The following is a 10,260-nucleotide window of genomic DNA, read 5'->3' as shown; positions in this document are numbered from 1 at the left end:
GGGCAAAAAACTTGCGATCCATACGGAATTGAGCGTAAACTTTGCGTTGTTCCTCAAGAAGCTTCCTCCCCTTTTCAGTAAGCATGTACCTTTTCATTCCACTCTCCTCAGTCGGTACTCCCTGAATATAGCCATCATCTTGAAGCCAAGATAACAGCGGATAAATAGAACCTGGACTGGGCTTCCAGCATCCATTTGTAAGCTTCTCGATTTCACTCATTATCTCCGAGCCTGAAAGAGGCTTCTCATTTAAAAGTTCTAAGACTTGGTAGCGTAGAAAACCCTTCGGTACGGTAGCCATATGTCTCGCCCAATGCCTGGACGGTGGACGAGGCCGCTGAGGCGTATATTCATCATCGAACATTATATCACCTTTGATATCAAAATTGATATTATCATTTATATAAACTTTTGCCGAAACAAAGCTTATGATCGCCATATAGGATGTTTATAGAGCAAGTTCAACTCGTCATTAGAGGAAAGCTTAAACAAAGAGAGAATGTAGTATAATATGATGTTCCAATGCCTCATTATGGGTTGGTATTTCTAATTTATCAGCGTGAGCTCTGTGAAAATGTTTATTACAACTCTTTGTCGGCACAATAATTAATTTAGTAGCTTTACCTAGATCTATTTCCTTCAAGATCTTTCTGTCTCCCAACATTACATCAGAATCGCAATTTAAAGCTGTGTTTGCCAATATATTCGAAACAATCTCCTTTGCATTTTGTATTGCATGCATTTTCGTTACACTTTTAAGATGCGAAAAAATTAAGTAGTAGATATAGGTTTGAGTAATGTATGGAGCTTAATTTAAAAGAGGATATTATTGAGGCATTGAATCTTAGAGAGCCGGAAGTTGTCCCGGTTGCTCCATACATATATACAAACTATGCGCCTAAACTCTTTGGGTTGAAGATTTCCGAATTTGTTTTAGGTTCGAGTGAGTTGAAGGCTAAGGTGCTCATAAATGCCTTTGAAAGGTTTAGGTATAATTGGGTAATGGTTAGTTTATATGAGCCGAAAAATTGGCTTGAAAGTGTTCGAATTGTTGATAAGGGTGATAGATATGAGTTGCTGGATAAGCGTGATGGTCGACTTGTATGTCTCCTCCCAAAGGATGATACTCCAGTTTATGGGTCATGGTCAGGTTTCGGAGACGTAAAGGTGGATGAAGCTATTGAGCGAATGGAATCAGAAATAGAGGATTATAAAGAAATATTGAGGAGTGGAAGATGTGAAGTTACAAGGATTGTTTCACAGAAGGTTGGGAAAGTAGCTTTGGTAACAGCGATTATAGGAGCTCCCTTCGGTGAAGTTGCTTGCAGATTGGGTTTAAAGGAAACTGCGTTATGCCTACGCAAACGTCCAGACTTAATTAAGAAACTATCTGAACTGGTTGTGAGGAGATACATTGAGGAGGCAAAAGCATTAATTGAAGCTGGAGCTGAAGCCTTCTGGATCGAGGAGGTTTTCGCCGATGCCAGCACAATCTCCCCCAAACATTTTGAGGAAATAGCTTTACCATACGAAAGGATGGAGATTAATGAGCTTAAGCGTTTAGGCGTATACACAATTCTCTATTTCTGTGGCAACGCAATGCCCATAATAGAGAAGATTGCCTCCATAAATGCGCATGCATTCGCCTTTGAAGAGGATAAGAAGGGATTCAAAATTGATATGCCCCGCATTAGGAGTATATTAAAGGGGAGGGCATGCCTTTTCGGAAATTTTGACACAATAAACGTCTTGAGGAAAAGCCCAATGGAAGTGGAGGAGAGGGTGAGGGAAATGATCCTAAAACTTGCTCCAGGTGGAGGCTTTGTGCTAGGCACTGGCTCCCCAGTTTTAAAGGATATTCCACCAGAAAACATAGACGCTATGATTGCAGCTACAAGGAGATATGGGCGAAGGGAATTTATACGAGAATTAAATAAATTAACTTGAAAAGGGTTTTAAATTGTGAGGGGTTTCTATGAATGACAGGGGCTTACTTGTCTTAGAACTTTCTGGAAGTTCTTATGAGAGAGGTTATGAGTATGGTGCTAGATGTAGGAGTCGTATAGCTCGTATGATCGAAGAAGAATTTTATAAGGAGTTTAGTGGAAGGTTGAGCAAGGAGCAGTTAATAAAATATGCCAAAAAATATGTACCGTTTATAGAAGATTATTCACCAGAGTTGGCTGAAGAACTTCGCGGGGTAGCTGATGGCTCTGGGTTTTTGTATGAAGAAATAGTTATGATAAATGCCCTTGAAGAGAGAGAGGGGTTTGTGAGAAATTGTACAGCGTTTGCTGCGACGGGGTGTTCCACTGAGAATGGCGAAACCTACCATGGGCAGAATTGGGATGGATTGGAATGGGAATGGTTTGATGGGGAAGTTAGCTTACTTTTCAAAATTAAACGGAAGGATGGTCCTGATATTTTAAATTACACGAATCCAGGAATTTTGACATGTGCTGGATTGAACTCAAATGGTGTGGGGATAAGCTGGACTTCTGTTCCAAGGTTAGAGTTGAGGATTGGAGTTCCCACCTATATTATTGTTGCAGAGGTTTTAAGGCAAAAAACTATTGGAGATGCTTTAAATGCTGTCTTAAGGGCTGAGAGAGCTGGATGCTTCCATTTCATTATTACTGATAAAACTGAAATTTACAGTATTGAGGCTACTCCCAATGACATTGATATAGTTTATAGTGATGAATGTGTGGCGCATGCAAACCATTATATTTCAGATAAGTTTTATGCGAAACAAAACATTTCCCAATTGAAGACCGATACCTTCATACGTTACAATAGAATGAAAAGGCTCCTGAGAGAGAATTTTGGGAGGATTAACTTAGAAGCATGCTTCAGTTTTTTAAGAGATCATGTTAATTACCCATATTCCATCTGTAAACATCCGGATGAGAAGGTTGCTGATAAATTTAGAGGGTTAACACTTGACTCTTGGGTTGCTGTGCCGTCGAAGGGCGAATTCTGGTTGGCTCATGGATCACCATGCAAAAATAACTTTATTAAGTATACCTTTTAAGTCTTAAGCCAACCTATTAAGCGTCTTAAAATGTAAACAAGTATTAAGCATGAAATAAGTAATATGGCCGTGATCGTGAAATTTATTGAATGTGTATATATGAATTTAATCATGTTTTGGAAAAGGAAAAATGCAGAGAAAATTAGCATGTATATTATTAAAGGAATTATAAGCATTAAAAAAAGAGTGATTATGATTGCAGGAGCATCCTTCAATGACATTTCTGCTTAAGTTGTTTTTATCCTACGTTTCATGGCGAAATATCCCACTGAAAATCCCACAACAAATGTGCAGATGGCAATTGCGCTGATCTCCGTTGTGTATGCAGATAATGGTGTCGTGGGTAGAGGGTAATGATAACCTGCCTTTTCAAGGTAATACTTAGCTAGTTCAAGATTATGTGTATATATGGGCGCGTTTGAATCATAGCCGAACCAATATGGTGGTACTGGGGAATTAGCTTGTTTGGCATAACCTTTAAGCAAGTCATTGATTATATGTTCATAGGGAATCGCATAGCATAATGCCTTTCTCACGTATGGATTGGCAAGTATTGTGTGATTATTATTGAAGGCTAGAAATGTTACAGCAGGTACTATTCCACCTCTAACAGCGATATCCGTCCTCCCCTTTAAAGCTGGTATCTCATTAATTAGTTGCTGACATTGACTTGGATGTATAGCATCAATTTCATGATTCTTTAAGGCTTGTAGTGCCGTTACGGGGTCAGGTATTACTTGAAGTATTATTTTATCGACAAATGGTCTTCCCCTCCAGTAATTGTCGAAGGCTTCCAATTCCATGTACTGCCCCTTAACCCATTTAACAAACTTATAGGGTCCAGTTCCGGGTGCTGGAGCTACCGTGTTTGTTTCATGAGTACGAAGTTCCGAGTGCGGTATGTTTCCCAGTACATGGTAGGGTAGAATTGAAAGTCCTCCAGCGGAAAGCATTGATATGAGGTGAGGTGCTGGTTTCTTCAAGTTTAAAACGACGGTAAAGTTATCCAACATATGTACTGAATTAACAAATTCTGAAAAATCACCATAGGAGGTGGCTCCAGTGTCGGGGTCGAGAATGGCTTCAAATGTGAAAACTACATCTTTGGCCGTGAAGGGGGCTCCATCATGCCAAGTCACATTATGTCGTAAATGAATTGTCACTGATAAACCATCCGCTGAAAACTCGTATGATTCAGCAAGTTCCGGTACAATTTCATACACTGGTGGTTCAAGTGAAACCTGTTTCATTCTGAACAATGGGCTAAACATGGGTTCCAAGTGGGCGTAGCCTCCATCCATAAACCATGGATTCAGCATGCCAGGGTCGCCATCAACTGAATATCTAACTACCACGTAATCTTCGGGTTTCTTCCCTTCTACGTACCATTGCCATGCATTACCAGTCCAGAGCATGGGATCTATTCTTTGCAATTTTGCATCACATAATTGTGGTATGATAGGCCAGTAGAGTAACGCTGCAGGGGGGTTTTCTTGAAAATGTTCTTGCCATAAATGTAGCCACTTAATACGTTCTGTTTCATTGTAGGTTGACATAGCATTAACTAAATATGTGTCTGCGATGCTATCAGCCCACCTCATGAAGTTCCAGCCATTGGGAGGCCAACCGCTTGCAGTCCAGCATCCAATAAACCACATATAATCCGTAGGCCACCACCACCAAGTTTCGATGACAAGATCCCATCCTCCATCCTCATATGATGGGGCTACTTCCGAGTATAAGCGGTCTGTGAGTGCACCGCTCTCCATAGATACTATCTCAAGTTGAATTCCGAGTTTTGCAAATTCTTCTCTTAGTGAAGATGCTATTTCAAGCTGTAGAGGGCTTGCAGAATCAATCAAGATATGTAATGTAAAAATAGGTCGTCCTTCAACTGCTGCAGATACTGGTGAAATCAATAGGTATGCTGACATTATAGCTAGCAAGGTTATAACTGGTAGAAATATATTATTAGTTGACTTTCTTTTATCCATTCTTAATATCCCCAATTTTTACTTTATTTTATTTTTCCACATAAAAACTTTACTTTCTATTGTTTGTTTTTATATTCTTGCTCTTACGTCAAAGGCATCTCTTAAGCCATCTCCAAGGAGATTTAACCCTATTGTTGTTATGAAAATCATTAATCCCGGGAAGGTTGCAACCCACCAGGCGCTTGTCAAGACATCTTTTCCTCTTGCTACGAGATTGCCCCAAGAGATCGCTGTGGGGTCTCCAAGACCTAAGAAACTTAATGTTGCTTCATACATTATGTAGAATGGGGCATCCAATGTTGCGACAACTATTATTGGGGATATGGCGTTTGGTAGTATGTGATGGAAAATTATTCGTAGCTTCCCTATTCCTAAAGATTTAGCAGCTTCAACAAATAGAGATTCTTTTAGAGATAGGAATTCACTTCTAACTATCCTAGCCATCCAAGGCCATCCGAGAGCACCCATGATCAATGTTATAATCACGATAGATCTCACTTTAAACATGCTAACAGCTGTTAATAAAAGGAGTATTGTTGGTAAAGTCATAATTATATCTGTAATCCTCATAAGTATTTCATCTATAATTCCCCCGAAATATCCTGCAATGGCGCCGATTAAAACCCCTATAGCAACCTCAATTAAAATTGCTCCAATAGCTACTAGAAGAGATGTTCTTGCCCCCCAAATAATATAGCTTAAAATGTCCCGTCCACCAGTATCTGTTCCTAACAGGAATTCCCATGAGGGGGGCTGTAACTCTTTACCATAATTTAGTTTTTCAGGGTTGTATGGGGAGATTAATGGGGCGAGAATAGCTATTCCAGCAATAGTTAATGTTATTATAGCTCCAGCTATCGATACTTTATTCTTCTTGAATCGTCGCCAAGCAATATGTAGCATTCCTGCCTTTCTCTCTTTTACAGTCTTCCGGTTTAGAAGTTTTTGCATATTCCTCACCCCGATCTGTTTAAGCCTAATATCTTATCCTTGGATCTATCAAAGCTATCACAATATCTGTTATTAAATTTGCAATTAATACGCATAGGACTATCATCATGTTTATACCCATGATTGAGGGGTAATCTCTTGCTAATGTTGATTTATATGCAAATTCACCTAGACCAGGCCATGCGAAGATGCTTTCGACAACCACTGCCCCACCAAGTACGAAGCCTAGGGATGTCCCGAAGGATGTTGCAACAGGAAGTATAGCATTTCTTAAAGCATGTTTATATATGACAATCCTTTCCGTTAAACCTTTTGCCCTAGCCGTTTTTATATAGTCCATTTGAAGGACATCTAGCATAGCGGATCTAACGAGTCTGAAATACCAAGCGGCGCTTCCAAAGGAAAGTACTAGGAGGGGGAGTGTGAGATGCCATAGATGATCAGCTAATGCCCCCCAAAAATCGAGCTCTACTCCTATAGTTTGAGAGCCGCAAACGGGAAACCATTTAAATGTAATAGCGAAAATTAAGATGAAGAGTATGGCCATCCAGAAACTGGGCATGGAGTAGCCAAAAAGGGAGCTCAGTGAAAGGAGGCTATCCACCCATGAATTTCTTTTAACCGCTGCAACAACGCCTAAAACTATTCCCATTAGTAATGAGAGAACTTGTGATAAGAGAACGAGTTCTACAGTTAACCAAAGTCTTGCAGCAATTTGTTCTATTACAGGTTGATTGTTCACATATGAATAGCCAAGATCTCCCTTTAAAAAATTCAAGATCCAAATGAAATATTGTTCGTAAATTGGTTTGTCTAATCCTAGCTTCTCCCTAATTAACTCAATAATTTTTGGGTTTGTTGGACGAGTCCCTCTATACATGATTTCTATTGGATCTCCTGGAGCAATATGCATTAAGGAGAAAATGATCATGCTTGAAACTAGGAACGTGGGAATGCAGATAAGTAATCTTCTTAAAATATAATTTCGTAGCTCCATAGCTAACATTATATAAGCTTAGTTTTCTCTTAAAATTTTCGCTAAAATTTATATATCTTGGAAATTTTAGTGATACTTGGAATATAATGTCTGAAAACGAACCTTTACTTAAAATTCATGATTTAAGAACATATTTCTTTACAGATGAAGGTGTCATTAAAGCTGTTGATGGTGTAGATTTGCAAATAAATCGGTTCGAATCTGTTGGTCTTGTTGGTGAATCGGGTTGCGGAAAAAGTACTTTAGCGTTATCAATTTTGAGATTGGTTCCATTTCCTGGAAGAATAGTTTCGGGGGAGATATTATTTAACGGCAGAAATCTTCTAACGCTTAGTGAAAAAGAGATGCGTAAAATTAGGGGCGGCAAAATTGGAATTATTTTTCAAGACCCCCGTTCATCATTGAATCCAGTTTTTAATATAGGTAGTCAAATTGCAGAAGCAGTTCAGTTACATCAATTGGTGAAGGAGAGGAATGAACTTAAGAAAAGAGTTGTTAACATGCTCGAAATGGTTAATATTCCTGATCCGGAAAGGCGATACTTCAATTATCCTCATGAACTCAGTGGTGGCATGTGTCAGCGGGTTATGATTGCTATGGCTTTGTCTTGTAAACCAGATTTGCTAATAGCTGATGAGCCAACAACTGCATTGGATGTCACAATACAAGCGCAAATATTGGACTTGATGAAGAGAATGCAAAGCGAGTTTAAGTCTGCTTTACTTTTGATAACGCATAATATGGGAATAGTTGCTGAAATATGCGAAAAGGTAGCTGTAATGTACTGTGGTAAAATAGTGGAGTATGGGGACGTTTTATCCATTTTCACGAATCCAAGGCATCCCTACACCAAGGCTCTCATCGAATCAATTCCTAGGGTGGATGTCAAAAAGGAAGAGTTAAAGACGATACCTGGTTCCGTCCCCTCATTAATGAATCCTCCTCCAGGTTGCCGTTTTCATCCGAGATGCAGTTATGCTCAGAATATTTGCATGAAGGTAGATCCACCAAAAATTGTGGTGGAAAGAGATCATATTGTATTTTGTCATAGAGTTGATGCATTGTCATGATATTTTGGGTGGGATTTTGCAAAGTGTAATTTTTCGCGTTGAAAATCTTAAGAAGTATTTTCCTGTCAGAGAAGGTTTCTTTAAAAGGACGCGTAAATACGTACATGCGGTGGACGATGTAAGCTTCCACATAGAGAGCGGCGAAACACTCGGGCTTGTTGGGGAGAGTGGATGTGGAAAGACCACTCTTGGAAGGTGTCTCCTGATGCTGATTAGACCTACATCTGGTAGAATACTATTTTTTGATCAAGATATATGTAAACTTAATGAGGCAGGTTTGCGCAAATTCCGCATGCAAACAGCTATAGTTTTTCAAGATCCATATTCTTCGCTTAATCCCAGAATGACGGTAGCAGATGCTATAGGTGAACCTTTAGAAGTTCATGGTATAGCTAAGGGTTCTGAAAAGGAAAGGCAGATTGAAGATTTGCTCATAAAGGTTGGTCTTCATCCACATTACATGTACAAGTACCCACATGAACTTAGCGGTGGAGAAAGGCAGAGAGTATGCATTGCAAGAGCCTTAGCCATAAGACCGAAATTTATCGTGTTAGATGAGCCAGTTGCAGCTCTTGATGTTTCCGTTCGTGCTGGCGTTCTCAATCTTTTAAAAACATTGCAAAGGGAGAATGCACTTACATACCTATTTATTTCACATGACTTGAGCGTAGTTAGATATATGTGCAATAGGGTTATGGTCATGTATTTGGGTAAAATCATTGAGATCGCAGATAATGACGAGCTATTTTCTAATCCGCGTCATCCATATACAGAAGCATTGCTTTCAGCAGTTCCAATTCCAGATCCAACTGTTAGGAGGAAGAAGATAATTCTTCAAGGAACAGTTCCATCACCAATTAATCTCCCCCCCGGTTGCCGCTTTCATCCTAGGTGTATGTATGCTAAGGACAAATGTTTAAAGGAAGAACCCAGTTTAATTGAAATTGGAACAAGACATTTCGTTGCATGTCACCTTTACACTTAACTATCTTATTCATTATGTGAGAATAACTGTATCGTTCAGCGCATGCATATGTTTTTAAGCGATTAAGTTGATTTGAGGCATGAGAATTCTAGAAGTGATAGAGTTTGTACAATCGAGACCAGCAATGCTACCAGCATACCAAACAATAGCAGGAACAATAATTGCAATAGCCATAGTTGCAACAATAGTATACTACATAGCCAGAAAGAGAAGTAAATGAAAAAATTTCTAATACACATCAATTTTTATTTAAGAATAATTCTTGCAAAATACTTTATCGATTATGAATGGTATGAATTTACTCACCTCAATTATGGAAGTTGCCTAATTAAACCCTACACTAAGGTTATGAAGAAATTGTGTCAGTAAGTTCTTTATACTTTAGTATTCTTAGTATCCTTTGTTTGATTTTGTGATTTACCATGGGGAAGTCTGTGAAAGTAATGGGGGCTGTGCTTCTCACATCCATAATCCTACTTTTAATCTTAATTTCATTTAGAGCTGAGTTATCCCAGATGGATAACTATGTAAACTCGTTGATTATGCAATATAGGATTCCATTTTTCGATCAAGTTGCCATACTGATTTCCATTATCTTCGATACGTATGCGTTAACATTAATATCAATATTCATTGCCATCATCCTCTATTTTAAGGGCTACTTCTACGACGCCATAATATTCGTTGGCTCCATGGCTGGGAACGCCATTACAACGCAAATCATTAAATTATATGTGGCTACCCCAAGACCACCAAACATGATCATACCTGAATCCGGCTACTCATTCCCCAGTGGTCATGCATCATCAATAATCCCCTTCACAATAATAATTTTACACATCATTTTCAAAGGCGCCTCCCTACGGTCGAAGGCTCTGAAGATATTGGTTGGAAGCCTCTCTCTCCTATTAATACTTGTAGTCTGCCTTGATAGGATATACCTAAACGTCCACTGGTTAAGTGACGTCATTGGAGGAGTCTTAGTTGGATTAATCTGGTCTTCAACAGCACTCCTCCTATTCAAAATTGTTGAACGAAATTTTAGATGGTATAAGGGTATTTGCGAATAGGTTTGGTTAAATTTCACTTGCCTATTAGGAATATATGTTTTCCTCGTTCCCTTCAATGATCAAATGTATCTGGTATTAATCTACTTCCACGTTTAAGAATATTCTTATGAATACTCCTATGGTGAATGTTAAGCCTGCTATTCCTAGGCTGATTGCAGC

At 39.0% G+C, this 10,260-nt stretch carries 11 protein-coding genes; 6 read left to right on the top strand and 5 right to left on the bottom strand.

Going from position 1 to position 10,260, the window contains the following annotated elements; all coding sequences use genetic code 11:
- Together MRT15_RS06795 and MRT15_RS06790 are read right to left on the bottom strand one after the other, a co-directional pair.
- The coding region (locus tag MRT15_RS06795) for a PadR family transcriptional regulator (RefSeq protein WP_304329141.1) at positions 1 to 364 on the bottom strand (364 nt) is incomplete at its 3' end.
- A gap of 120 nt (positions 365 to 484) precedes the next feature.
- Entirely contained in the window at positions 485 to 742 is a 258-nt protein-coding gene (locus MRT15_RS06790) for a hypothetical protein (RefSeq protein ID WP_304329139.1), read from the bottom strand.
- 59 nt (positions 743 to 801) lie between these two features.
- Between MRT15_RS06790 and MRT15_RS06785 the strand changes: the two genes are divergently transcribed.
- Entirely contained in the window at positions 802 to 1,947 is a 1,146-nt protein-coding gene (locus MRT15_RS06785; RefSeq protein ID WP_304329137.1) for a uroporphyrinogen decarboxylase family protein, read from the top strand.
- Between the two features lie 28 nt (positions 1,948 to 1,975).
- A complete protein-coding gene (locus MRT15_RS06780; RefSeq protein ID WP_304329135.1) occupies positions 1,976 to 3,034 on the top strand; it encodes a C45 family peptidase in 1,059 nt (352 codons plus the stop codon).
- 227 nt (positions 3,035 to 3,261) lie between these two features.
- Here MRT15_RS06780 and MRT15_RS06775 read toward each other — a convergent pair whose 3' ends face one another.
- The 3 genes from MRT15_RS06775 to MRT15_RS06765 form a co-directional block, all read right to left on the bottom strand.
- Positions 3,262 to 5,028: an ABC transporter substrate-binding protein gene (locus MRT15_RS06775; protein WP_304329133.1), complete on the bottom strand. Its 1,767-nt coding sequence runs from the start codon at positions 5,026 to 5,028 to the stop codon at positions 3,262 to 3,264.
- Between the two features lie 69 nt (positions 5,029 to 5,097).
- Positions 5,098 to 5,979 (bottom strand): ABC transporter permease, encoded by an 882-nt coding sequence (locus MRT15_RS06770; protein ID WP_304329131.1) that lies wholly within the window; start codon positions 5,977 to 5,979, stop codon positions 5,098 to 5,100.
- A gap of 25 nt (positions 5,980 to 6,004) precedes the next feature.
- Positions 6,005 to 6,976, bottom strand: coding sequence for an ABC transporter permease (locus MRT15_RS06765; RefSeq protein WP_304329129.1), 972 nt, complete (start codon positions 6,974 to 6,976; stop codon positions 6,005 to 6,007).
- Positions 6,977 to 7,062: 86 nt separating this feature from the next.
- Between MRT15_RS06765 and MRT15_RS06760 the strand changes: the two genes are divergently transcribed.
- The 4 genes from MRT15_RS06760 to MRT15_RS06745 all read left to right on the top strand — a co-directional run bounded on the left by MRT15_RS06760 (position 7,063) and on the right by MRT15_RS06745 (position 10,101).
- Positions 7,063 to 8,046: an ABC transporter ATP-binding protein gene (locus MRT15_RS06760; protein ID WP_304329127.1), complete on the top strand. Its 984-nt coding sequence runs from the start codon at positions 7,063 to 7,065 to the stop codon at positions 8,044 to 8,046.
- A 16-nt stretch (positions 8,047 to 8,062) separates the two neighbouring features.
- Positions 8,063 to 9,031 (top strand): ABC transporter ATP-binding protein, encoded by a 969-nt coding sequence (locus tag MRT15_RS06755; protein WP_304329125.1) that lies wholly within the window; start codon positions 8,063 to 8,065, stop codon positions 9,029 to 9,031.
- Between the two features lie 79 nt (positions 9,032 to 9,110).
- The gene (locus MRT15_RS06750; RefSeq protein ID WP_304329124.1) at positions 9,111 to 9,251 is read left to right on the top strand and encodes a hypothetical protein; all 141 of its coding nucleotides are present in this window, start codon (positions 9,111 to 9,113) and stop codon (positions 9,249 to 9,251) included.
- A 202-nt stretch (positions 9,252 to 9,453) separates the two neighbouring features.
- Positions 9,454 to 10,101, top strand: a complete 648-nt coding sequence (locus MRT15_RS06745; RefSeq protein ID WP_304329122.1) for a phosphatase PAP2 family protein — start codon at positions 9,454 to 9,456, stop codon at positions 10,099 to 10,101.
- The last annotated feature ends 159 nt before the right edge of the window (positions 10,102 to 10,260 follow it).

The sequence above is a fragment of the Candidatus Culexarchaeum yellowstonense genome, assembly GCF_024707025.1.
Taxonomy (GTDB): domain Archaea; phylum Thermoproteota; class Methanomethylicia; order Culexarchaeales; family Culexarchaeaceae; genus Culexarchaeum.
This window is presented reverse-complemented; position numbering and strand designations above follow the sequence as displayed.

Excerpts from the sequence above, each read along its gene's own strand:
- MRT15_RS06790 (WP_304329139.1), bottom strand. The coding sequence starts at position 742 with ATGCATGCAATACAAAATGCAAAGGAGATTGTTTCGAATATATTGGCA.
- MRT15_RS06785 (WP_304329137.1), top strand. The coding sequence starts at position 802 with ATGGAGCTTAATTTAAAAGAGGATATTATTGAGGCATTGAATCTTAGA.
- MRT15_RS06780 (WP_304329135.1), top strand. The coding sequence starts at position 1,976 with ATGAATGACAGGGGCTTACTTGTCTTAGAACTTTCTGGAAGTTCTTAT.
- MRT15_RS06775 (WP_304329133.1), bottom strand. The coding sequence starts at position 5,028 with ATGGATAAAAGAAAGTCAACTAATAATATATTTCTACCAGTTATAACC.
- MRT15_RS06770 (WP_304329131.1), bottom strand. The coding sequence starts at position 5,979 with ATGCAAAAACTTCTAAACCGGAAGACTGTAAAAGAGAGAAAGGCAGGA.
- MRT15_RS06765 (WP_304329129.1), bottom strand. The coding sequence starts at position 6,976 with ATGGAGCTACGAAATTATATTTTAAGAAGATTACTTATCTGCATTCCC.
- MRT15_RS06760 (WP_304329127.1), top strand. The coding sequence starts at position 7,063 with ATGTCTGAAAACGAACCTTTACTTAAAATTCATGATTTAAGAACATAT.
- MRT15_RS06750 (WP_304329124.1), top strand. The coding sequence starts at position 9,111 with ATGAGAATTCTAGAAGTGATAGAGTTTGTACAATCGAGACCAGCAATG.
- MRT15_RS06745 (WP_304329122.1), top strand. The coding sequence starts at position 9,454 with ATGGGGAAGTCTGTGAAAGTAATGGGGGCTGTGCTTCTCACATCCATA.